The 23,702-nt window shown below is 67.2% G+C and carries 20 protein-coding genes; 6 read left to right on the forward strand and 14 right to left on the reverse strand.

Features of this window, described 5'->3' with window-relative positions; genetic code table 11:
• Positions 1 to 16 precede the first annotated feature (16 nt).
• Positions 17 to 760 (reverse strand): hypothetical protein, encoded by a 744-nt coding sequence (locus NGR01S_RS04860; RefSeq protein ID WP_157107118.1) that lies wholly within the window; start codon positions 758 to 760, stop codon positions 17 to 19.
• A gap of 428 nt (positions 761 to 1,188) precedes the next feature.
• On the reverse strand, positions 1,189 to 2,133 hold the full coding sequence (uppS, locus tag NGR01S_RS29970) for a polyprenyl diphosphate synthase (RefSeq protein ID WP_307718759.1): 945 nt from the start codon (positions 2,131 to 2,133) through the stop codon (positions 1,189 to 1,191).
• Positions 2,134 to 2,845: 712 nt separating this feature from the next.
• Here uppS and NGR01S_RS04870 point away from each other — a divergent pair.
• The gene (locus tag NGR01S_RS04870) at positions 2,846 to 4,228 is read left to right on the forward strand and encodes a lipase family protein (RefSeq protein WP_084480365.1); all 1,383 of its coding nucleotides are present in this window, start codon (positions 2,846 to 2,848) and stop codon (positions 4,226 to 4,228) included.
• Between the two features lie 139 nt (positions 4,229 to 4,367).
• Here the strand turns inward: NGR01S_RS04870 and NGR01S_RS04875 are convergent, their stop codons facing one another.
• The 12 genes from NGR01S_RS04875 to NGR01S_RS04930 form a co-directional block, all read right to left on the reverse strand.
• The gene (locus NGR01S_RS04875; RefSeq protein WP_084480366.1) at positions 4,368 to 5,474 is read right to left on the reverse strand and encodes a branched-chain amino acid ABC transporter permease; all 1,107 of its coding nucleotides are present in this window, start codon (positions 5,472 to 5,474) and stop codon (positions 4,368 to 4,370) included.
• Positions 5,471 to 6,355 carry a branched-chain amino acid ABC transporter permease gene (locus NGR01S_RS04880; RefSeq protein WP_063035003.1) on the reverse strand — a complete coding sequence of 295 codons (885 nt, stop codon included), beginning with the start codon at positions 6,353 to 6,355 and terminating at the stop codon, positions 5,471 to 5,473. Before NGR01S_RS04880 ends, NGR01S_RS04875 begins: the two co-directional genes overlap by 4 nt.
• A 17-nt stretch (positions 6,356 to 6,372) precedes the next feature.
• The gene (locus NGR01S_RS04885) at positions 6,373 to 7,080 is read right to left on the reverse strand and encodes an ABC transporter ATP-binding protein (protein WP_063034903.1); all 708 of its coding nucleotides are present in this window, start codon (positions 7,078 to 7,080) and stop codon (positions 6,373 to 6,375) included.
• Positions 7,077 to 7,877, reverse strand: a complete 801-nt coding sequence (locus tag NGR01S_RS04890) for an ABC transporter ATP-binding protein (protein WP_063034904.1) — start codon at positions 7,875 to 7,877, stop codon at positions 7,077 to 7,079. Before NGR01S_RS04890 ends, NGR01S_RS04885 begins: the two co-directional genes overlap by 4 nt.
• Positions 7,874 to 9,109, reverse strand: coding sequence for an ABC transporter substrate-binding protein (locus NGR01S_RS04895; protein WP_063034905.1), 1,236 nt, complete (start codon positions 9,107 to 9,109; stop codon positions 7,874 to 7,876). The genes NGR01S_RS04890 and NGR01S_RS04895 overlap by 4 nt, the downstream gene beginning before the upstream one ends.
• A gap of 1,013 nt (positions 9,110 to 10,122) precedes the next feature.
• Positions 10,123 to 11,175: an alpha/beta hydrolase gene (locus NGR01S_RS04900; RefSeq protein WP_174551657.1), complete on the reverse strand. Its 1,053-nt coding sequence runs from the start codon at positions 11,173 to 11,175 to the stop codon at positions 10,123 to 10,125.
• A gap of 1,000 nt (positions 11,176 to 12,175) precedes the next feature.
• Positions 12,176 to 13,753 (reverse strand): MFS transporter, encoded by a 1,578-nt coding sequence (locus NGR01S_RS31900; RefSeq protein ID WP_218020716.1) that lies wholly within the window; start codon positions 13,751 to 13,753, stop codon positions 12,176 to 12,178.
• Positions 13,750 to 14,820 (reverse strand): ABC transporter substrate-binding protein, encoded by a 1,071-nt coding sequence (locus NGR01S_RS04910; protein ID WP_063034907.1) that lies wholly within the window; start codon positions 14,818 to 14,820, stop codon positions 13,750 to 13,752. Before NGR01S_RS04910 ends, NGR01S_RS31900 begins: the two co-directional genes overlap by 4 nt.
• Positions 14,821 to 14,848: 28 nt before the next feature.
• Positions 14,849 to 15,577, reverse strand: a complete 729-nt coding sequence (locus NGR01S_RS04915; RefSeq protein ID WP_063034908.1) for an ABC transporter ATP-binding protein — start codon at positions 15,575 to 15,577, stop codon at positions 14,849 to 14,851.
• Positions 15,574 to 16,419: an ABC transporter permease gene (locus tag NGR01S_RS04920; protein WP_218020717.1), complete on the reverse strand. Its 846-nt coding sequence runs from the start codon at positions 16,417 to 16,419 to the stop codon at positions 15,574 to 15,576. Before NGR01S_RS04920 ends, NGR01S_RS04915 begins: the two co-directional genes overlap by 4 nt.
• Positions 16,420 to 16,567: 148 nt before the next feature.
• Entirely contained in the window at positions 16,568 to 17,032 is a 465-nt protein-coding gene (locus NGR01S_RS04925; RefSeq protein WP_169811864.1) for a MarR family winged helix-turn-helix transcriptional regulator, read from the reverse strand.
• Between the two features lie 415 nt (positions 17,033 to 17,447).
• On the reverse strand, positions 17,448 to 18,230 hold the full coding sequence (locus NGR01S_RS04930; RefSeq protein ID WP_245664431.1) for a sigma 54 modulation/S30EA ribosomal C-terminal domain-containing protein: 783 nt from the start codon (positions 18,228 to 18,230) through the stop codon (positions 17,448 to 17,450).
• 83 nt (positions 18,231 to 18,313) lie between these two features.
• Between NGR01S_RS04930 and NGR01S_RS29980 the strand changes: the two genes are divergently transcribed.
• The 5 genes from NGR01S_RS29980 to dinB all read left to right on the forward strand — a co-directional run bounded on the left by NGR01S_RS29980 (position 18,314) and on the right by dinB (position 23,556).
• Entirely contained in the window at positions 18,314 to 18,796 is a 483-nt protein-coding gene (locus tag NGR01S_RS29980; RefSeq protein ID WP_084480369.1) for a winged helix-turn-helix transcriptional regulator, read from the forward strand.
• A 79-nt stretch (positions 18,797 to 18,875) separates the two neighbouring features.
• The gene (locus tag NGR01S_RS04940) at positions 18,876 to 19,424 is read left to right on the forward strand and encodes an Rv1733c family protein (protein ID WP_063034911.1); all 549 of its coding nucleotides are present in this window, start codon (positions 18,876 to 18,878) and stop codon (positions 19,422 to 19,424) included.
• A 194-nt stretch (positions 19,425 to 19,618) separates the two neighbouring features.
• On the forward strand, positions 19,619 to 21,607 hold the full coding sequence (locus NGR01S_RS04945) for an MFS transporter (RefSeq protein ID WP_169811865.1): 1,989 nt from the start codon (positions 19,619 to 19,621) through the stop codon (positions 21,605 to 21,607).
• Entirely contained in the window at positions 21,604 to 22,167 is a 564-nt protein-coding gene (locus tag NGR01S_RS31450; protein ID WP_063034913.1) for a TetR/AcrR family transcriptional regulator, read from the forward strand. The genes NGR01S_RS04945 and NGR01S_RS31450 overlap by 4 nt, the downstream gene beginning before the upstream one ends.
• Positions 22,168 to 22,266: 99 nt before the next feature.
• The gene (dinB, locus tag NGR01S_RS04955; RefSeq protein WP_084480372.1) at positions 22,267 to 23,556 is read left to right on the forward strand and encodes a DNA polymerase IV; all 1,290 of its coding nucleotides are present in this window, start codon (positions 22,267 to 22,269) and stop codon (positions 23,554 to 23,556) included.
• Positions 23,557 to 23,702 lie beyond the last annotated feature (146 nt).

The raw sequence follows: 23,702 nt of genomic DNA on the forward strand, positions 1-23,702 counted from the left end.
GGCTGCCGCCGACCCGTCACATCGACTGCGCGATCCCGTTGTCGGCCAACTGATTAATACACGTCTCGCTGCATAGGACGAGCCCCCTGTCGCTGCGATGAATCAGCTCACCGTCACGGAGGTCACAGCTCCAGATCGCCGACTCCAGCAGAACTACCTCTGTGTCGCGACCGATAGCAAAGATCCGGGTCTTCCAGCCCACGATCCCGTCGGAGAACGGCGTCCCGCGCCGCAGCCGCCCAGAACGCGCTTGCTCACAGGGGATCCGAGTCGCATCGTCCACCCCCAATCGGTTCGGCCGACCCGCAGTGAAGACCCGTTTGACCAGATCCGGTGCGGGCGCCGCCGGTGGATCGGCCCGCGTGGATCCGGACCGCCACCGTCTCCGCAGAAACGCGTCCTGCAGCCCGGCGCCACGCATCACCCACTCCACCCATTTGCGGCCGACCGAGATCCCGTAACGGCCCGGCGCCGCGAGCGCCCGCATCGACTCTGCGTTCTGCTGCTTGGACGGTACGACCAACCGCCTATCCGCTGCCCGATAGAAGCTGAAATCAACGAAGCCGCCGACCGGGTAACCAATCGTGCCATCGAACGGCTGGGTCGGGACGCACTGTACGGAGACTCCCATGAGAGAGTTGAGATGATCGCCACGAACGCGTCGGAATGGAATATTCGATCGACACCTCACCGCGCTGGAACCGGAAGTTTTCGGCAGCTTTGTGGACGTACTGGGGGACCAGCTTTTGCTGACGCCCACTGTGACAATGGACCATCTGCGATGATCCCAGCGGCTTCATAACTGTGGCGGCGTACATCCAACGAATTCTGGAAAGTCCCACTCCGATCCCAGTCGGTAAGCCGCTTCTGGAGCGCTACGGCACCACCCTGTTCGATATCGCGAATCGCTTGCGCCATTCGAGCACCCCAGCCCAATTCCAGAGATTCTCTGCCACACAACGTACCTGGCTGGTCGGCGTCCTGCACCAGACATCGCCGCCATATGCCGAATGTCAACGAATACCTTCACATGCGGCTGTATGGATCCGGCGACACTTCGAGACTGGCTGGCCACCAGCAAGATCGCTCGCGGCGTGGACTCCGAGCATCCATCAGCTTTCGATCGATGAGTTCGTCCAGGGTTCTATCGATCTGTGTTCGAATTCCGCCAAGTCGATATCGGCCACGTCAGCGCCCCAGCCCGCAGTCGCGACCGCTGTAGTCACACAGAACATCGACGAAATCGTGGACGCTGAAATCCGGCCACATTTTGTCGCTGAACATGTACTCTGCTTCGGCTGCCTGCCATAGCAAGAACCCGGACAGTCGAATCTCGCCGGAGGTACGGATCACCAGGTCGGGGTCGGGTTGACCGGCAGTGGCGAATGGCTGCGACACGTCCTGCTCACTGATCCGCACCATCGTGTCACGTTCCGACATGCGATCGAGAAGTCTGTTGATAGCGGTGAGGAGATCGCGCCGCCCCGCGTACCCGACAGCAAGGTTCACCGCCATTCCGTCGACGTCACGCGACGTACTCTCGACTTCCGTCAGCGCAGCCGCTAACGAAGTCGGCAGCAGCGACAAGTCGCCTATATGCCGTAGCCGATACTGCTGGGCCGCGGCGATATCGTTGACCAGCTTCACGATGACGGGATACAGAGGCTGAAGCTGCTGCGCCGGCCGGGCCAAGTTGCTCCGCGACATGAGCCACAACGTGACGATATCGATCTGTGCTCGTCGGCACCAGCTCAGGAAGCGCTGTACGTGTGCCGCACCCGCGCGATGCCCCTCGACGGGATCGAGACCTCGGGCTCGTGCCCACCGGCGGTTACCGTTGAGGACCACCGCCACATGCCGCGGCGCCTGGTCCCGGCTCGGCCAGGGCAGTTCGTCGAAAGAGCGCGACCATACTGAAGAATTCAGCAGAGTTCGGGTATCGCACTGCGAATCGCTTCCACTCGGCACCTCCGACTTTCCAGGGCATGCCATACCAGAACCCTTCCATGACGGCGAGTGATCAAGCGCGGGCCGATCCATCAATGGATCTCTACGCTTGTCCTTTCCAGTGTTGAAGTTCTGGTTCTCTCCCAGAACCGGCCACCACGCATACACACTATGTGGCGCGGGCATATCCGTCGGCTCGGAACGCCTACGGTAATCGTCCGGTTGGACACCAGAAGCCTTCTGCGGGTGTCGAGGTCGGCAAACGCATCGACCACACACCCGCAGTGCGCTCCGCAAGCGTCCAGCCGAAAGGTCGTTCTAAACCAGGCTTCTGTAATGGGGCGTACATCGGACCTCCCTAATTGCAAGGAGTGTGCTGCGGTGCGTGCTGCGGGCGCGGCACCGTTGTATGCGGGTCCCTGCTTCCGGATACGCGCGCGGCCGCGATCGATACGGTACTGGCCGCGTTGCGTTCCCTCGCGGCACGCACGCGCAGCCGCGATATTGTCACCGCCGCTCCCACCGAGCCCGAATAGCAAGCCGCGCCCGGCCCGGCGAGATGACGAGCACATCGACGGTGCCCGGTCAGCGCGGCGCGAAGCACCGCCGTATAGCCATAACGCGGCCGCTCGCACACCACGCGGGTGGAACGAACGAGTCCCTGGCGCCCGGCGAGGCGTTTGTGGCGGATTCACACGGAATCGCGCGACCGTGCTGAAAAGTCCGGATCCGACGCTCGATGACCGGGCCTCCGACCGGACCGTATACTCTCGAGTCACCCGACCAGCGTGCACACAGACGCTTTTCGCCGAGACGAACGGCGGGCACGCGACGGGTTTCTGCGTGTCTTCGACGGCGATGACCCGAGGACATATCACCGATCTCGAGAGGTAGCTCTATGAATTGGGTCCGTGCGCGGATAGGTCTCGTGCGGGCGCTGACAGGTGTGACCACGGCAGGCTGCCTGATCCTCGCGGGTCAGCCGGCGGCCGTCGCCGAGGAGGTGCCGGGCCCACCGGCCCCCTCCGGCCTACAGCGCGGTATCGACGATGCCCTTCCCCCGCCCCCACTGCCCGACGTCCCCGCATCGCCGATCGGGGATATGCCGCCGGAACTGGCGGCACTGTGGCACGCGGTGCAGTCTCCGCCGACGGGTGACCCGATCTTCGACACCTGGCCGTCCGGATTGGACACGATGGCCGCGGGTGCGGTGATCGAACAGCGTGACATCACCGCGATCGCCGCGCCGCGGATCGAGGCGCCGGTGGGCCGTGCCGTATTGCTGAAATTCCGGTCGGCGTCCGCGGCGGGGGCGCCCTCCTTCGGCACGGCGACCCTGGTAGTTCCGGCGGCGGCGTGGACAGGTCCCGGCAGCCGGCCGGTCCTGGTGGACAACAAGCCGATCAACTCGCTCGGCCTGCGGTGTACGCCCGGTTATACGATGGCACACGGCGAAGACGGCGCCAGCAGCAGTGCCATCGACGCGTTGACCCCCACGACCGAGTCGGCAGTGAACCGTGGGTACGCGGTACTGATTCCCGATCACGAAGGCCCGTTCATGGCCTATGCGGAACCGAATGTCGCCGCACATGTCATCCTCGACAGCATTCGCGCCGTGCGCTCGCTGCCCGAATCGGAGTTCGGTGGCAGCCGTTTCGCGCTGACCGGATACTCCGGGGGCGCGATCGCCTCCTACTCGGCGGCCATGCTGCTCGACGACTACGCGCCGGAATTGGCCGAGGCGGTGGTGGGCGCGTCGATGGGCGGGCTCGTCACCGACAACCGGGTCGTCGCGAACAGTTTCGACGGTAAGTTCGCCTCCGGCGTGCTGCTCGCGGTCGTGCTCGCCTACGCCCGCGAGCACCCCGAGATCCTCGCCAATATGAACCATTTGGCCCAGTGGGTGGCCACCTCGCCGATCAACAATGTGTGCGGTGAGGCGCTCGGGCCGCTGGGTGTGGTCGGGATACCGCTCGAAATCGCCGCGAATATTCCCCACCCGCTCGACAGCGCCGTCGCCGACGATATCTTCGCGCGTACGGATCTCAGCGACCGGACGTCGGCGGTGCCGCTGTACATCTACCATGCCGCCCACGATCTCTGGATTCCGCTCGAGGGGGCGCAGCAGCTGTATCGCACGCAGTGCGACCGCGGCGTCCCCGCGGTCTTCCGGAGCGAGCCGGGTGAACATGTCACCGGCCTGACCACAGGATTCCCCGGCGCTTTCGACTGGCTCGATGCGCGTCTACGCGGCGAGCCGGCCCCGAACGAGTGCTCCTAGTCCGGAGTGCTGACCATCATCGCCCGCGTGCGGGCTGCCGAGACAACCCGAGTCGGGTAGCCGAGGGCACGACCGAGCACCGGGGCTCCGCATCACCGGCTGCGGAGCCCCGGTGGGCGCGGTGCCGGTGGCGAAACCGCTACCGCACACCGGATCCCGACCCGCGGGTACTTCCCGAGGTGGCCGTACTCCCCTGTTCGAGGTGGGCGGCCGACGGCACACCCGCGGCGGCGGGGCCGCCGTGCCGTCGGCCGGGGATACGCGCGACCACCGGTCCGAGTCCTCGCCGGATGAGACTGATCACCCCGTAGGGCAGCACGAAGATGAACAGGATCAACGCCACCCCGTAGGTGATTCCGGCGGCCGACTGGTTGATATCGGCGGTCCACTGCGGGACGTACACGACGAAGAAGGCACCGAACACCACCCCGGGCACCGTGCCGAGTCCGCCGACGACGATCATCGTGATGAAGGCGATCGCGAGCGGCAGCCCGAAGGCCTCCGGGCCCACGTACTGGACCACGAAGCTGTACAGCACACCGCCCACCCCGGCGAGCGCGGCACTGAACGCGAAAATCGTTGTCTTGGTCCGGGTCGCGGGTACACCCAGGGTGGTCGCGACGGCTTCGTAATCCCGGATCGCGATCAACGAACGGCCGATCCGGCCGGTCGCGAGGCGGCGCACCACCAGATACGCCACCAGTGCCACGACCAGGCACAGATAGTAGACCCACTGGTCCCGGGCCAGTCCGGTGAACTCGGGGGCCTCGGCACCGAAGATATTGATACCAGCCTGCCCGTCGGTGATGTGTTCGAACCGTTTGATGACCGCGGGTGTCACCAGCGCGAGACCCAGGGTGGCGAGCGCCAGCTGGAGTCCGTGCAACCGCAGCGCCGGCAACCCGAACAGATAGCCCACGAAGTAGCCGGCCGCGAACGCGATCGGGATCAGCAGCAGATACGGCACCCCGTGGTTCTCCACCAGCACCGCGCTCAGGTACGCGCCGAGCGCGAAGAAGAAGCCGTGGCCCAGCGAGATCTGGCCGGTATTACCGGTCAACAGGTTCAGTCCCAGCCCGACGACGATGTACACCAGCACCATGGAGCGGTCGAAGTTCACATACGGCGCCGACACCAGCGGCGCCATCGCGGCGACGACCACGACCAGGATCATCGTGGCACGCGATAGCCACACCGGCGCGTCGAGTTCGGCGCGGGGACGGCGGAGTAGTTCGAAGACCCTCATACCCGTGCCACCTTCCGGGCGCCGAACAACCCTTCCGGCTTCAGCAAGAGCACACCGAGGATGAGGACGAGGGCGACCGCCTGCTTGAAATCGTGGCCGATCCAGGAGATATACGTACCGGCGAGGTTCTCGGCCACCCCCACACACAGGCCGCCGACGATCGCGCCGACCGGACTGTCGAGCCCGCCCAGGACCGCGGCCGCGAACGAGTAGATCAGCGACGCCACGAGCATATTCGGTTGCAGGAACAGCTGCGGCGCGGCCAGGGACGCGGCGAGCGCGCCGATGGCGGCGGCCAACCCCCAGCCGATCATCAGCATCCGGCCGACCGGCACGCCGATCAGTTGCGCGGAGTCCGGGTTACCGGCCGCCGCCCGCATCGCCAGCCCGACCCGCGTCCGCTGGAACAGCACGAACAGCAGTGCGGCGACCACCACGACCGCGCCCACGATCACCACGGACTGCCGGGACATCACGACCGGGCCCAGCGTGAGCACCGGCCCCGACACCATCGCCGGGAACTCCCGGCTCTGCACGCCCCAGATCCAGCCGGCGGCACTGTTGAGCACGAGCATCAGACCGAGCGTGATGATGACGAGCGGCATATGGTCGCGCGATCCGGCGAGCGGCCGGATAAGCACCCGTTCGGCGGCGGCGCCGGCAAGGAACGCCACCCCCATCGCACCCAGGATCGCGAGGTACAGCGGGGCACCCCACTGGTGGAACTGCCACGCGAAGAACGCCGAGAACATCGCCATCTCGCCCTGGGCGAAATTGACGATCCCGGACGCCCGGTAGACCAGGACGATACTGAGCGCGAACGCGGCGTACAGCGCGCCCCACGTCAGCCCGTCCACCACTTGTTGCGCAAAGACTTGCATGAACAGATCTCCTGTGCTCAATAGCCTAGGTAGGCGCGCCGCACCGATTCGTCGCGCGCGAGGCTGTCCGCGGGACGCTGGGCGACGACGCGACCGGCGTCGACGAGTACCGCCGATGTGCCGATGTCGAGCGCGAGGTGGGCGTTCTGCTCGACAACGAGAATCGTGGTGCCGGTGGCCGCGTTGATCCGGGCGAGCGCCCGGAACACCTCCTGGGTGATGCGGGGCGCCAGTCCGAGCGAGGGCTCGTCGAGCAACAGCAGTCGCGGTCCGGCCACCAGGGCCCGGGCGATGGCGAGCATCTGCTGTTCGCCACCGCTGAGCCCGGCCGCGGGCTGCCGCCGCCGCTCCCGCAGCCGCGGGAAGAAGTCGTACCACCGCTCGATCGCCCGGTCGGTCGCCGCGGTGGACGTGGTGTATCCACCGATCCGCAGGTTCTCCTCGACCGTCAGGTCGCCGAATGTCCCGCGTCCCTGCGGTACGTGCGCGACGCCGAGGCGGGCGATCCGATCGGTGCGCAGTCCGGAGATATCGCGCCCGTCGAACACGATCCGCCCGGTGGTGTGCACCATCGCGCAGATCGATCGCAGGATGGTGGTCTTCCCGGCACCGTTCGCGCCGAGCACCACCGTCACCTCACCGGCGGGTACCGCGAAGTCGATGCCGTGCAGCACTTCCGCGCTGCCGTAGCGGGCGTGCAGCCCCTCGACGTCGAGCAGGTTCACGCCGCACCTCCCAGGTACGCTTCGACGACCTCGGGATGCGCTGCCACCTCGGCGGGTTCGCCCTCGGTGACCTTCTGGCCGAAGTTGAGCACCACCACTCGGTCGGAGATCGACATCACCATGGCCATGTGATGCTCGACGAGCAGCACCGAGAATCCCCGTTCATCGCACAGGGCGCGAACGGTGGCGGCGAGCTCGAGCACTTCCTCGTGGATGAGCCCGTTCGCCGGTTCGTCGAGCATGAGCAGCCGCGGTCGCTGCATCAGTGCCCGGGCGAGTTCGATCCGCTTGAGGGTGCCGTAGGGCAGGTTCCCCGCCGGCTCCGGTCCGACGTGCGCGAGCTGCATCGAATCGAGCAGCGACCACGCCTGTTCGCGTTCACGACGCTCCTCTCGCCGGGTCGGCGGCAGTCCGAGGGCGGTGCGGACGAATCCGGCCCGGGTGCGGGAGTACGCGCCGGTGAGCACGTTCTCCACCACCGACATCGTGGGGAACAGCCCGATGTTCTGGAAGGTGCGCGCGATCCCGGCCTCCGCGATCCCGGCCGCGGGCAGGGCCAGCAGATCGGTGTCGCCGAAGGTGATACGTCCCGAATCCGGTTGGTAGAGGCGGCTGATGCAGTTGAACAGCGTCGTCTTACCCGCGCCGTTGGGGCCGATGAGCCCGACGATGCGGCCGGGTTCGATCGTGAACGAGGGCCCGTCGAGTGCGACGACGCCCCCGAAGCGCAGGCGCACCTCCTCGACGCGCAGTGCGGGTACCGCCCCGGCGGCAGCTACATCCGGCACGGTTGTCATCCCTCGGTACCGCGCGTGACCACGGCGTCGTAGTGCCAGCTGCCGTCGCGGAACGTCATCGGCGCCATGGAGGTGATCACGTACGGGTAGTCCGGTGTGGTGTCGAAGGTGACACCCTCGATGGACAGGTCGGTGGTCACGCCCCGCATGTTCCCGACGGCGTCGAGGAGGTCGGCGCGCGTGCAGCCCTTCATCTGTTCGAGGGCGGTCACGAGCAGCTGCGCGGTGTTGTAGCCGGTGGCCGCGATGGTGTCGGTCGTTTTCACTTTCCCCGCATTGCGCTCGGCGAAGGCCCGCCAGTTCCGCACACCCGGATGGGTGTCGTGCTCGGTGCTGCTGACGTCGTAGATCCAGTAGAAGGAGTGAATGCCCTCCGCGGCACCGGGTCCGGCCGGCGCGAGCACGAAGTTGGTGTCGGTGGCGCCCGAGTAGATGTAGGTGTCGGGCTTCCAGCTCAGTTCGTTCGCCTTCTTCAGCGACTGGGTCACGAAGCTCGCGGTCGCGAAGTTGACGAATACGTCGGCGCCGGAATTGGCGAGGTTGACGATCTGCGAGTCCACCGACGGTGTCGTCTGCTCGTACGACTGCTCGGCGACGATCCGGGTGCCACTGCCCTCGAGTGCGGACTTCAGCGCGTCGCGGCTCCCGACCCCGAGGCTGTCGTTGGGGTAGAGCACCGCGATCTTCGCCTGCGGATGGTCGCGCAGGATCTGCGCGGCTCGTTCCGAGACCTCCCATCCGGTCTGCGGATTCACCGCGCCGGCGACGACGGGACGTTTGTCGTGTGTCGCGAGGAGCTCGTCGGTGCCGGTCATCGGGAACACCAGCGGCACGTTCTTCTGGGTAAGGTAGTCGACGACGGCCAGGGTCGATGCGGTGCCGATCAGATTCTGGATGGCGAACACCTGGTCCTGCTCCACCAGCGACCGCACATTGCCGACCGTGCGGGCGGGATCGTAGCCGTCGTCCATCGCGGTGTACACGATCTTGCGGGACTTACCGTCGCCCATCGCGACGCCGCCCGCGGCATTGATCTCCTCGAACAGCGCGGTCGCCGCGGTGGCCTGCGCGCCGGCGACGGACTGCATGAGGCTGGTGCCGAACCTTATCTCGGTATCGGTGATGCCGGGATCGCAGTCACCCGACGCGGTCGCGGTGTCGCGACCGGAGCAGGCGGTGAGGGCGGCGGTGGCGCACAGGGCGGTCAGGCCTACGGCGAGAGTACGTTTCATGGTCGCTCCCTGGGTGTGAGGAGATGCGGAGGACAGGGGAAGATCGCCGCCTCGCGGGCGGCGTGGTCGAAAAGATCGGTGCGGGCTGTGCGGCGGGAGTGCTTCAGCGAAGTGCGATCCGGCGCGAGTTCCCGGGCGCACCGCACTCGGCGATGTCGCCGGCCGTCCGGCCGCACGCGGCCGCGGTGCTCATCGGATCGCGGACGAAGCGATCCGGACTCCGCCGCGCTGTGGGTCGTGACCGTCCAGTGGTGTGCCCGGCTCGATGACCTGTCCGGTCCGGATTCGCGAGGCGGCGGTCGCCGTTCCTTCCGGCGTGCTCGCTGCCGCGCTCCCTCGGCCGACCCGATCGCCCGCTCGCCGACCCGGCTCGCCTATGTCGGTTACGGATGCGGTCATGCTGCCTCCTCGGCACTTCCCTATCTGACGTGACAGTCATGTCAACTTGAGGAAGTGTGACCGGTAACACGAGAACTGTCAACAGGACAAAATGGACAGCAATATGCGCATGGTCGGCCGGACCGGGGCGATACGGTCGTTCATCTGCGGTTTCGCGGCGCGGACGAATCGCCCCAGCGGGCCGGGCACACCAGTTTCCGCGAACTTCCCGACCGGGCCGGAAGCATGTGCGGCCCTGGGCACTCACCTCGACGGCAGACCCGGCAGCCTCGAGATTTCCTCCCGTACGCGTTCGAGATAGGAGACGTCGAGTCTTTCCGAGCGCGGGCCGCTACGGTCTCAGGGCGTCGGCCGGTCCGGATGACCCGGCGACAACGAGCAGGCGCCGAAGGAGAGCCGGCGGTAATGTCGCCGAGATCGAAGCGGCCGACTCTCGTCGGCCGGGCGACCAGGTCGAAGATACCGAGCGGAGGACGGCACGACCGGTGCCACTGCCGTTCCGGAGTCGGGTGAGGTCACTCGCCGCCCGGCGAGCGCGGCGGCTGCGCGCGGTATACCGGAGTCCGGGTGCGGTCGCGGTCCACCGCCACTTCGTGGCGAAACCCACATATGTCCTACTCGGGTATTCCGAGTCCTTCGGCGAGGAGCGGCCAGGAGCGATAGAACGCGTCACGCCAGTAACCCCAGGAGTGTGTGCCCGACGGCACGTAGTCGAAGGTGGCCGGGATCCGCAACTGGGCGAGCCGGTCCTGGAGGTTGCGGGTGCACCAACCGGTGGCGGCCTCGATGACGCCGCCGACCAGGAGCTGATTGGCCAGGCCCTGGGGTCCCGGCAGCGCGTAGTCGCCGTCGACGGTATCCCACTGCCCGGGAAGTCCGTTGCCGGTCGAGACGAACAACCTCGTACCGCGCAGTGCCTCGGCGTTCACCACCGGATCATTGGCGACCCAGGCCGGATCGTCGTCCTCGCCGTACATATTGCGGACATCGCCGCCACCGTAGAGTTCGACGACCAGCTTGGTGAACTGTCGCCCGACCGGATCCGCGATCTGGGCGCATCCGCTGTATCCGGCGACGCTCCGATAGAAGCCGGGGGCGGCCTCGGCCATCTGCAGAATCGCGGTCGCGGTCATGGAGTTCGCCGCGATGGCATTGATCCCGTTGGTGCCCAGTGCTCCGTCTACCAGCGGCGGCAACTCCTCGAGGAAGAAGGTGCGCCATTTGTTGCGGCCGAGCACCGGATCATCACGTTTCCAGTCGGTGTAGTAGGCGAACGCGCCACCGACCGGCATCACGACATTCACGTCCTTGGTGGCCAGGAAATCGCCGATATCGGTATTGGCCCACCAGGTCGCCGCGTCGGTACCCCCGCCGGCCCCGTTGACGAGGTAGAGCACCGGCCGGGGTTGTGCGGCGTCGCGGGGGCGCTGGACCCGGACGGTGATGTTCTCGTCCATCGCCGCGGAGTGCACCAGCATGGTCAGGCTGCGGCCATCGACCCGGCTCGCGACAATTCGCGAGCCGTTCGGCGAGACCGGATCGGCGAGAAGTTTTCTGGAGTCGGCGATCGGATCGCCGCTGTCGGCGGAGGCGACCCCGGCGCCGAACACCGTGCCGGACGCGGCCAACATCGCAGCGGCAACAGCGACCAGCAGTGCGGGCCTCATACGTCGGCGTTTCACATCGAACCTCAGGTCTCGACTCACGACAGACGATGCGTCGGTCGGGAATGGGAATCTACCCGATACCGCTGCGGGACAGCCATTCCCGGCCGAAGACGAGTGGGGGGATCCTCCGCTCGGGGGCATACGGTCCGCTGCCCGGGGCGGCGCATCACGCGATACACCACCCCGGACACCACCGATTCACAAGGACAGTGCTCGGTTGTCGACCAGTTTCTTGAATTCGGAGCCGGATTCGATCAGACCCCACTTCAGGAGCCAGCGGTAGGTCTGGTCGAACTGTTCGGGCGCGTACGGCTGCGGGTCCGCGAAGCGCAGCCGCCACGTGCTGATATCCGACTCCTCCAGCGTGCCCAGATCTTCCGGGATCTCCGCGGTGAAGTAGTGCAGGTAGGGCGTGACATCGGCATTGATATCGGCGACGGCCCGGCGGACGCCGCGGTCGATCGCCGCGTAGACCTCGGGATCGACCTTCTCGTCGGCGATCTCGGCGCCGGTGTAGAACGCTTCGGCGATGAGCCGGTAGCCCTGCTTCAGTGCCAGGCTGATATACGGCTCCATCAGCGCTACGGCTTCCACGGTGCCGTCACGCAATGCCCGGAACCGGTCGGCCGGACCACCGACGTGCACGACCTTCAATTCGTCGGGCTCGATGAACCCCTCGAGCGTCTGGATCGCGAGGTAGTGGGAGCCGTGGTGAAAGTTCACCGCGACCTGCTTATTGCGCAGACTCTGCGGGTGGAATACCTCGGAGTCGGGGCGGACGAAGATCGCCTGGCTGGCGATGGCCGCCCGCTGGGTCACGATCTGCCCGCCGCGACCCGAATCCTGTGCCCGCCGGACCTGCCCCCATTCGCAGGCACGGTACAGCGAGACATCACCGTCTTCGAAGCCGCGGGAGATGCCACCGAACGAACTCACCAGGTGATGATCTTCGATCGGCTTGACACTGACGTTGTAGGCCCCGGGCGCGACGAGTTCCAGATCAACGCCCTCGTCGAGAAAGTAGCCCTTCTCGAGGCCGACCAGATAGGGCAGGGTGAAAATCGCTCCGGTCCGGACGCTCGTGATCTTCGCCGGGGTGGCTTTCGATTCTTTGGTGGTCATCGGATCGTTCCTTTCGTGGGGTGGTGTCGACCGCGGATGTGGTCGAGTTCGGGGGCGCCGGGAAACAGCGGTGCGCGGCGACGAGCGCGAGGACGGCCACGACTGCGGTGGCCGCGTAGGCGATGCGCATTCCGGAGGTGAAATCGTGCGCGGCGACGGGTTCGGACCGCGCGAAACGTCCTGCGACGGAAACGGTTACCGCACCCAGGGTGGCCGTACCCAGATTCATACCGACCTGCCGCGAGGTACTGGTGATCGCGCTGGCCGACCCGGCGCGTTCACGTGGGAGAGCGGCCACGGCCGACGACGTCGCGGGCGGATTCGCCATACCCATGCCGATGCCGAGGAGCGCGAAGGCCATCAGAATCCAGCCGATCGACGAGGTGGTCGAGGCCGCGAACGCCAGGAACACCATGGCGGTGATCAGGAAGAGATAGGCGAGGAGAACGGGCCTTCGCGGACCGTATCGGCCCAGCAGCCGCCCGGACACCTGTGCGGCGACGAGGGTCCCGGCCGTGAGCGGTAGCGCCATCAGCCCCGCTTCCCACGGCGTATACCCGCGCACCTGCTGGAGGTAGAGCGTATTGACGAAGTTCATCCCGGTGAGGCAGAAATAGGAGAACCCGGCCGTCAATACCGCACCGCGCAATTGCGGCCGGCGGAAGACGGTCAGGTCGAGGACCGGGTCCGCCGCCCGCCGCTCGACTCGGGCGACGATCGCCATCGACAGCACGGCCGCGACCAGCGCGAGCAGCGTTGTCGCCGACAGCCAGCCGTCGCGGGCACCACCGGACAGTGCGAAGGTCACGAAGAACAGCGTCGCGGCGATGGACAGATGACCGGCCGGGTCGATGCGCCGCCGCAACCGCGGGACCGGGGACTCGGGTACCCAGCGCAGGCTGATCACAACAAGTGCCGCGAACGGTAGGCAGATCAGGAATACGCTGCGCCACCCGACGGTCGCGACGAGCACTCCGCCGATGACCGGTCCCAGGGCCGTGGACACTCCGGCGGTCGCGCTCCAGGAACCCAGCGCCCGGCTGCGCGCGACCGGATCCTGGAAGACTCCGGTGAGCAGCGAGATCGACGCGGGGGTCATGAGCGAACCGCCGATCCCCTGCACGACACGCCAGACGATCAGTTCGGCGAAACCGGAGGAGACGAAGCACAGCAGCGAGGCCACACCGAACAGGACGACGCCGATCCGGAAGATCCGCCGCGGGCCGTAGCGGTCGGCCAGCGAGCCGGCGAGGAACAACGTACTGCCGCGAGCCAGGGCATTGGCCACCACGACCCACTGCAGTCCCCCGACGTCCAGGTCGAGATCCGCTTGCAGCGAGGGAAGAGCGACCACAAGCGCCGAAGTGTCGAGCGAGGACAGGAACAGGCTCGCACAGCAGGCCAGCAGGGCGGTCCGGGGATGCCGTACGGCCGGCGCGGCCACCGGCTCGCTCAACTCAGGCTTTCGTAGACCGGCCGCTCCGCGCGCCGCGACAGCAGGCCGATATCCAGGGCCACCTGGATCTGACGGTCCATATTCGTGAACACGCTCTGGTCCCAGACTGAGGGGTAGATATCGCGGAGCCGCTCGGGCAACAGTGCGATGGCGGCCTCCTCGTCGGCCGGTATCCCGAAGGCTTCGTGATACCGGCCGAGCAGGGCGGGGTCGCCGGTGATCAGTGTGTTCGCCTCGGTACGCAGGGCGACGAACCGCTCGGCGGTATCCCGGTTCCGCTCCAGCCACGGCCGATTGAACGCCGCACCGTTGAGAAACAGCGGGTTCGCGTCCCCGGTCCCCTTCTGCCACAGCTCCGAAACCGTCGCGACCTGCCGGCTGCCCTGGGCGACCAGACGGGTGGCATTGGGTTCGATGGCGATGATCGCGTCCAGGTCGCCGCGCTCGTAGAGGGCCAGATTGGCGATGGGCTGGCCGGGGAAGATCTGGAATTCCCGTTCGAAGTCGATCCCGTTGACGGCCGATGCCAGTGCGGCCGCCTTGTAGGTATCGGACCCCGCCGGCTGGACGCCGATACGTTTACCGCGCAGGTCCTCGACCGAGGCGATATCGCTGTCCGCCGGGACGAGCCAGCGGCCGTGATTCCACAGCTGGGGTCCGACAATAACCACGTCGTGGCCGGAGGTATTGGCGTCGGTGGCCCCGAGCGGTCCGAAGGCGAAGGTGTCGAGCAGACCGGTCAGCAGATTCTCCTGTCCCGTGCCGACACCGCCGCCACCGTCGCGCTTCAGATCGAGGCCGTGCTTGGTGTCGAGGCCGAACTGCCCGGTGATCGGATCGATCACCGAACCCGCCGTCCCGGGCTGCACCGCGCCGATCTTGATCGGCCGCAACGGATTACCGTTCGCGTCGACCGCGGCGGTGCCGGCGTCCCCACAGGAGACCAGCAGCGCGCCGAGACCGAGTCCGCCGACGAGCGCGGCTCCCGCCCGGAGGGCCTGCCGGCGTGTCACGGCGGGTCCCAGGGTGGCTTCGCGAGTGAAGATAGTGCCGCGTGTGGTGGACACGGGGTCTCCGTTTCTGGATGGGGTCGTCTCAGGCGATATGGGCGATGATGTCGCGGTGCAGGTCGAAGAGCGTGGCGTCCTCGGTGGAACGCGGACGCGACAGGTCGACCCGGAGGTCCTGCACGATGCGGGCCGGCCGGTCGGCGAGCACGACGACCCGGTCGGCCAGGAAGGCCGCTTCGAGCGCGTTGTGGGTGACCAGGAGACCGGTGACCGAGCGTTCGATGAGCAGGGTTTGCAGCAGCAGCCGTAGTTTGCGGCCGGTGAGTTCATCGAGCGCGCTGAACGGTTCGTCGAATAGGACGATGTCGGGATCCACCGCGAACGCCCGGGCGACCGCGGCCCGCTGGCGCTGGCCACCGGACAGGACCGACGGGTAGGCATCGGCGTAGTCGCTCAGACCGACCGCCTCGATGAGTTCGGGGACGGCCGATACGCTCTGTCCGGCCGATTTCGCGGCGATCTCGATGTTCTCGGCGACGCTGATCCAGTCCAGCAGCCGCGGCTGCTGGAACACCATTCCGGTCCGTTTCGGCGCGGTGTTCGCACCGACCCGGATCACCCCGGCATCCGCGGTCTCCAGTCCCGCCACCAGATGCAGCAGGGTGGTTTTACCGGTGCCCGAGGCGCCCACGAGGGCGACGAGTTCACCCGGTGCCACGTCGAGCGAGAAGTTCTCGAAAACCGTTTGGACGGTGCCGTCCTTCTTGCTCACGAACGATTTGGCGATATCGCGCAGTTCGATACCGACGCTCATACCGAGGACTCCTTACGCCAGCGGGAGACCCGCCGCTCCAGTGTTTGCAGGACGCCGTACTCGATCGCGGTCATGACCAGGGCGAAGGCGATGGTCCAGGCGAGTACGCCTGCCACGTTGTGATTGGAGAACTCCAGGTTGAGCTGATATCCGACCCCGCTGGCCAGCCCGAAGATCTCGACCAGGACGATCACCTTCCACGACATCGCGATTCCCAGCCGGGCACCGGTGAACAGCGAGGGCGCCAGGGCGGGCATCCAGATCCGCCGCAGCCGGGTCCACGCGCTGAAGTGGTACACATGGGCCATCTCGTGCAGCTGCGGATCGACCTCGCGGACCCCCTGGGTGATGTTGACGATGAGTGCGGGCGCGGCGGCGAGGGCCACTGCCAGGATCGGGTTGATCATGCTGATGCCGAACCAGATAACGCACAGCAGCGCCTTCACCAGGCCCGGCGTCACCAATCCCAGGAGTACGGCAGGCTCGAGGAACCGCCGGACGTATTTGTTGCGGCCCATGGCGATCCCGAGAACCACGGCCACGACGAACGCCACGGCGAAGCCCATGAGCACCCGCGTCAGCGTCACCTGGAGGTTCGCCCACAGCGCACCGCCGCTGGACAGGGTCACCAGTTCGTCCGCGATCGCGCCGAGCGACGGCACCAGCGGGCTGTCCATGCGGGCGGCCATCACGTTCCAGCCGACCGCCAGCAGGATGATAAGGGCCAGCGGTGGCGCGGCCACGCCGAGGAGGGCGGTGACCCGCGAACCGGTGGCCGGACGGCGGATCGGCGGTGTGCGGCCCACCCGTTCGGCGGTGGGCTCGGCACTCAGCACGGTCATGAGAATCCGTTCGATCGGCCGGCGACGCGCAGGCGCGACCGGCGGAGCAGGGGTGTGGGAACGGGGCCGGCGTAGGACCCCGCGGGTCAGGGGGCCGAAGCGGTGAGAGGACCGGGCGCCGTAAGGGTTCGGCACCCGCACGAGGTCGTCAGGACGGGCGCGGGCCCGTGGCCGCCACCAGCAGTTCCAGCCCGTCGCCGAGTGCGACGATCGCGGCCAGTTGCTCGGGTGGGAGCGTCGAGATCCGGTCCAGAATGATCTCGGTGAGCTGCCGGCGGCTGCGCAGGAACAGCTCGCGACCGGATTCGGTCACCTCGATCAGATTGACCCGCCCGTCCTCCTCGGAGGTCCGGCGTCGGACATCTCCGGACTCCTCCAGCTTCCGGACGGTGCGCGATACGCCGGCCGGGTCCACGCCCTCGTGGGCCGCGAGTTCGGACATCGACAGCGGCCCGAATTTCACGATCGCCGCGAGGGCGCTGCGCGCGGACTGGTTGATGCCCGCGCGATCCATCGTCCGGAATTGCCGGGCCGCCTGGATGAGTGCCACTTGCACCCGTTCCACGGCCACCACGAACTCCTCGGTGGTGGTCGACGAATCGGGCAGGGGCATCGGCGGATCCTTCATGCGGTGGCGTCCCGGATGGGGTGACCTGACACATTGTCGTCATCGTGCAGGTTCCCTTCGCTCGCAGGTGGCCGGTCATTCGATCCGTACCGACGGCAAAAGGTTAACAACTGTCAAGCATCTACTGGCGGGTGAACGCGCGGCCGGCGCCGCGGAAACTTCGGGCCGGCGCTTCGGTGACACCACCGTCGCCCCAGGTAGTGGCCGTATTATCGCAACCGGTCGCCCGCCGGCCGGACAATCGAATCGCAAGGATCCGAATGTCGGAACCCCCGGCGCTCCGACCGGATCACCACGGTGCGTCCCCGGTGGACGAGGCCGGGCGACCGAACACCGGTCGCCCGGCAGGATCGCCGAGGGTGACCGGTCCGAATAGGGCCGGCGGGGGGAATCGACAGGACTACGAGGTGATGATCTCGGTGCCGTCGTCGGGGAGGACGAGTGCCAGATCGGTGTCGTAACGCCGGTACAGCAACCTGCCGCGCCCCGTACCGGGGTCGGTGTAGAACAGGAACGGCAATCCGTACTTACACAGCCTGGCCACGGCACCGGCTTCGGTCAGCGGCGGTGCCGGTCGTGGATTGAGCGTGCACGCCCACGCCCCGCTCGGCGCCGGTGGCGGGTGGACGCTGTGGCAGCGGGCCAATCGCAGGCCACTCGGCCCCGCGCGGTAGACGATGGCGTCCTCGCCGGTATCGGCATCGACGAACAGGTGGGTGTCGTAATCCATCGCGTCCATCACCGCCGCTGCCGTCGACGGGTGGCACCTGACCACCGGAACCGGCTTCCGGCGGACCAACTCGCCCGGGCCCGGGATATCGAGGGGCTGCCGGGCCGGATCCGGCCACGGCCGCGGCCGCCACACTCCTCGTAACGCCGTGATCTGCCGTTCCAGCCGCCTGACGGTCGACAGTGCGTCGCCGTCCCGGCGCGTGAGCGTCTGGACCCGGGCCGCGCCGCCGGCGATCCGCAGATTCACCTGGATCACCAGCGGACCACGCTTCGGAGCGGTGATCCGGAGCCGGGCACCGCCCGGCACACCCAGCCGTTCCAGCAGCCGGCCGACCGCGCCGGCGAATCGTTCCCGCTCGATCGCCGGCACCCGGCCGCCGGTATACACCACCACGTCGGGAAACGGCATCGCCGACCACGTCCGCGCGGCCCGCACCCTCTCACTGTCCACAGCACTCCATACGTCCGTCCGCCCCGGCGACCATCAAATGTGTTCGCGGCGCACAGGCGTAGGGCCGAAAGGCCCTGCCATCGGTGACGAGAGCACTTCGAGGCGCGGCGAAGCAGGACCGGCCGACGCGGTCCGACGACTCGCACGGCACCGGAACACCCGGCCCGGCGCATTGGGGGCTGCGTGTCCTGGAGGAAATCGATGCGGGCCACCACCGCTTCCGGGAGCTGCACCGCGCGGTCGCCGGCATCAGCCACGCAATGCTCGGCCAGACCCTGCGGGAACTCGAGCACCACGGTCTGAAATCCCGCTACGAGGCGGACCGTTCCCATGACCCCGGCCACGCGCAGCCGGCTCGACGGCACATCACCCGGCCACGGCGCTGCCGCCGTCGGGCCACCCGGGTCGGATCGATCACGCACGTATCGACGGCGCGAACGATCGGCACGCCCGGTACGACTCCGGCTCTGTCACTCGTGCGCGGGCAACACATTCGTGGCGATCGGCGATACATGAGGCGTATCACAGATGCCCGGCACCGATTTCCCAAGCACGGCCTGACATGATCGAAAGAAGACGATACCGACCCGATTCCCCTCCCGGACAGAACAAATGATCCCCCCACCGAGCAGATACCCCACCGCCGTGACACGGCTGTGGAACCTGCGTCCGTGGCGCGACAGCCCGCTGCTCCGCCGCGGGGACCGCCTCCTGGCCTGGCTCGTATGCGGCGTACTACTCGTCACCGCCGCGGCGATCCCGATTGCGGCAGCGATCGGCATCGACACCCACCGGGCGCTCAGCGCAGCCGCCGCCGAGGCGGCCGCCGAACGGCACCGCGTGCCCGCGACGCTCCGGGAATCCGCGCCCGCCCCCAACGAATACGATCTGTACCCCACGATCCAGGCCACCTGGTTCGCCGCCGGCGCCCAGCACACCGGCAAGGTGAACGCCCCGCCCGGCTATCGCCGAGGTGAGGTCATCGATATCTGGGTGGAGCGGGACGGCACGTACACCACCGCACCTCCGAACGATTCGTCGGTCCTGTTCGACTCGGTCCTCGTCGGACTGTTCGCCTGGAGCGCGCCGGGCTTGCTCTGCGCCGTGCCGACCGCGCTCACCGCCTGCCGCCTCCGGCTACGCCGAATGAAGCAGTGGGATATCGAGTGGGCTCGACTCCACGCCGGGTTCTGAGCTCCCGGGTGCGTGCTCCACCTCGCCCGGCGACCGCGGCAACTGTTCGCCCAGCGTCTCGGTAAACGCCGACGGGCGCCTCCGACCCCTCGCGACCTTGATCACATTCGTCGCCCGGTGCTCGACTCGGGATGGTGAACACTGGTTCACTCATCGGGGTGAACACTTGTTCACGCCGAGGAAGGGGTTTCTGTGTGAGCGCGCCAGTCCGAGTCGAAGGCGCACGGAGCTGGACCGTGATGGCGACCCTGGCACTCACCGGCACCGTTGTCTCCCTCCAGCAAACGCTCGTCCTCCCACTCCTCCCCGATCTTCCCGGCCTGCTGAACACAACCGCCGACAACGCGTCGTGGCTGGTGACCGCGACCTTGCTCTTCGGTGCGGTCTCGATTCCCACCGTCACCAGGCTCGCCGATATGTTCGGGAAAAAGCGGATGATGATGGTGGCACTCGCCATCATGGTCCTCGGCTCGGTACTCGGCGCCGTCAGTACCGCCCTCATCCCGATAATCATCGCTCGCGCGTTACAGGGTGTCGGACTGTCCCTCATACCCGTGGGTATTGCGATTCTCCGGGACGAGCTACCGCGCGATCGCATGCCGCTCGGTGTCGCGCTGATGAGTGCCAGCCTGGCGATCGGTTCCGGCGCGGGGCTCCCCCTGTCCGGTCTGATTGCAGCGCATTTGGACTGGCATGCCATCTTCTGGGTTACCGGCGTAGTGGGAGTGGTCGTTCTCGCCGCCGTCTGGCGGGTGATCCGCGAGTCGCCGGTCAAGACCGGTGGATCGTTCGACTATCGGGGCGCGATCATCGGTTCGGTCGCCCTGACAGCGGTAATGCTGGCGTTGTCCAAAGGCGCGCATTGGGGCTGGACCTCGGGTATCACCCTGACCATGGTCGGCGCGGGCGCGGCCCTCCTCATCGCCTGGGTACCGCTCGAACTCCGGGTCCGCAATCCACTGGTCAATGTGCGAATCGCAGCCCGTCCGGCTGTCCTGCTGGCCAACGTGGCCTCGCTACTGCTGGGCTTCGCCATGTTCGCGAATATGCTCGTCACCACCCAATTGCTCCAATTGCCGGTCGGTTCCGGTTACGGGCTCGGATACGACATCTTGAACACCGGGCTGTGGATGGCACCCATCGCCCTGGTCTTCGGCGCGATGGCGCCGGTATCCGCGAAGATCCTGCGCCGATACGGCCCGGTGGCGACCCTGCTCACCGGAACACTCGTGATGGCGGGTTCCTATGTGGCTCGCGTGTACCTCAGCGACAATCTCTGGCAGATAGTCGTGGGCTCGGTACTGGTGGCCGCCGGGACATCGATGACCTACGCCGCCCTTCCCACGCTGATCATGCGCGCCGTTCCACTGACGGAATCGGCGTCCGCGAACGGACTGAACACCCTGTTGCGGTACATCGGCACGGCATTGTCCAGCGCGGTCATGGCCGCGGTGGCCACCATGAGTACGGTCCGAGTCGCCGACGAGGTATTTCCCAGCTTCGCGGCCTTCACCGTGATCTTCTGGGTTTCCGCGGGTGCCTGCGTCGTCACAGCGGTCATCGCGTTGGCCATGACCGGACTTCGCGAGACACCGGACGAGAACAGCGAGGAAGTCGACAAATCCGAGCATCCGCACGAGGCGGTGGCCGGCGGGAAAGTGATCAGCCGGTCGAAGCGCCCGATCGGTCACGCGGTCGTCACCGTGTTCACACCGTCCGCCGACCACGTCGATTGGAGTCAGGTGGACTCGGCGGGCCACTTCTCGGTCGCCGTACCCGGCCCGGGCCGCTATCTTCTGGTCACCGCGGCCGACGGATGGGCACCGGACTCCCGTTTGGTGGACATCGACGCCGGCGGCAGAATCGAGGCGATAGTGCTGAAGGAACGGCTGATGATGGCGGGCACAGTGGTCGATGCGAGCGGGCCGGTGGACGGTGTCAATGTGGTACTCACCCGGCACACAGGCGAAGCTGTCGGGACCACCAAGACCGGTGCGACCGGAGATTACCAACTGCCACTTCCGCAGAACGGGAGATACATCATCACCGCGTTCACGAGTTCCTCGTCCACCGCCCGCGCGATCACGATCTGGGGCTCGGCTCGTCACCTCGACCTCGAGCTGCTCGAACCCACCGCGCGGCCACCCGCCACATCGCACGCCGACACGGTATCCGCGCGGTGACCCGAGCCAGGGACGCCGCGCTGGCGGCGGCGTCGAAACTGTTCGCGGAGCGCGGATACCGACAAGTGACCATCCGCGATATCGCGTTGGCCGCGGAGCTGTCGCCGGCCATGGTCATGAAAGTGGTGGGCAGCAAGGAGAAACTCTTCCACGAGGTGGCCGAATTCCAGCCACTCGATCTCACCGGGATACCCCATGAGGAACTCGGCCGGACCCTGGTCGGAAACATCATCCAACGCATGCGGGCAAACGCGGTGGAACCTTTGGGTCGCGCGATCATGCTGCGACTCACCGCCCCGGATCCCCACACGATCCAGGAAAAGTTCACCGGCGGCTACTTCGACGCGCTGACCGAACGGCTCGGCGGCGGTGCGGAGGCCGAGTTGCGGTCCGAGCTGGCAGTGAGTGCGCTGATGGGCCTCGCCGCCACGCTGCGAATCTTCGAAGCCCCCCACTCGGCCGCACGGTCCGACCAGGTGCTGCTACGTTACGGCGATATCGTCCAGCGGCTATTGGACGGAGAGAGCTCGACCGAGCCCGATCGCCCGAACTCACCGTAGCGACCGGGGAAGGTGCAGCCGTTCCACCGGCATATGACCTCATGGCGACCAGTTGCCCCTTCCCCCGGTCGGAGGACCATCCGCTGCTAGTGTGAACATATGTTCGAATACGGTCGGGCATCTCCCGCTCCGGGACCACCCGCGGCCCCTGCGGAGATCGTCCCGCTCGAACGATCGCCCCGGCGTCCCCGGATCGCCGCCCGGGATCACGCGTCGATCCTGCACGCAGATCTGGATTCCTTCTATGCCTCGGTGGAGCAGCGGGATCAACCCCTGCTGCGCGGCAGACCGGTACTGGTGGGCGGTGGAGTCGTCCTGGCCGCCAGCTATGAGGCCAAGGCCGCGGGCGTCCGCACACCGATGAACATCGGCAAGGCGTTGAGCCTGTGCCCGGACGCGATGGTGGTCCCGCCGCGGATGTCGGTCTATGCCGAAGCCAGCCGGTCGGTGTTCGAGATCTTCGCCGATACCACCCCGATCGTGGAGGGGATATCGATCGACGAGGCGTTCCTCGATGTCGCGGGACTGCGCCGCATCGCGGGTGAACCGCAGGCCATTGCCGCCGGGCTGCGGGCGCGGGTGCGACGGGAGGTCGGTCTGCCGATCTCGGTCGGTATCGCGGGGACGAAATTCCTGGCCAAGGTGGCCAGCGCGGTCGCGAAACCGGACGGGTTGCTGCGGGTGGAACCGGCCGACGAGCTCGGGTTCCTGCATCCGCTGCCGGTACACCGGCTGTGGGGTGTGGGCCCGGTGACCGAACGCGCCCTGCGTGCGCACGGTATCGACCGGATCGGGCAGCTGGCGGAGCTGGGCGAAGCGGATCTGCGGCCGATCGTCGGCACGGCGGCGGCCCGGCATCTGCACGCCCTATCCTGGGCGCGCGATCCACGGCGGGTGGAGACGGGGCGGCGGCGACGGTCCCTCGGTGCGCAACGCGCACTGGGCCGCCGGCCGCACCCGCCCGCGGAGATCGAGGCGTATCTGCACGGTCTCACCGACCGGCTCGGCGGTCGACTACGCGCCGCCCGGCGGAGCTGCCGCACGGTGGTGCTACGGATGCGTTTCGACGATTTCACCCGCGCCACCCGGTCGCGCACCCTGCCCGCGGCCACCGACCATACCGAGACGATCCTGCGTGCTGCCCGGAGCCTGCTGACCGAGGCGATGCCGATGATCGCCACACGCGGCCTCACCCTGATCGGGCTGGCGTTGACGAATCTGGAGAACGCCGACCCCGGACAGCTCTCCCTGCCGTTCGACCAGGAGCCCGCCCCGGCGCTGGACACCACCCTGGACGCACTACGCGACCGGTTCGGCTCCGGGGTGGTCACCCGCGCCGCGCTGCTACGGCACGGCGAAGGTTTATCGGTGCCGTTGCTTCCGGACTGATCCGAGCAAGTTCATCGATCGGCCCGATGTGGCGCTGCCGCGGTTCGGGCCGAATACGACCGCTACTCGCCGAGAGCATCGGACGCGTGCGCATTCGATGCCGCGACCGGCCGGGCCGCATCTGGACGTTTGTTCAACAGTGTGGT

The organism is Nocardia grenadensis NBRC 108939, assembly GCF_001613445.1.
Classification (GTDB): domain Bacteria; phylum Actinomycetota; class Actinomycetes; order Mycobacteriales; family Mycobacteriaceae; genus Nocardia; species Nocardia grenadensis.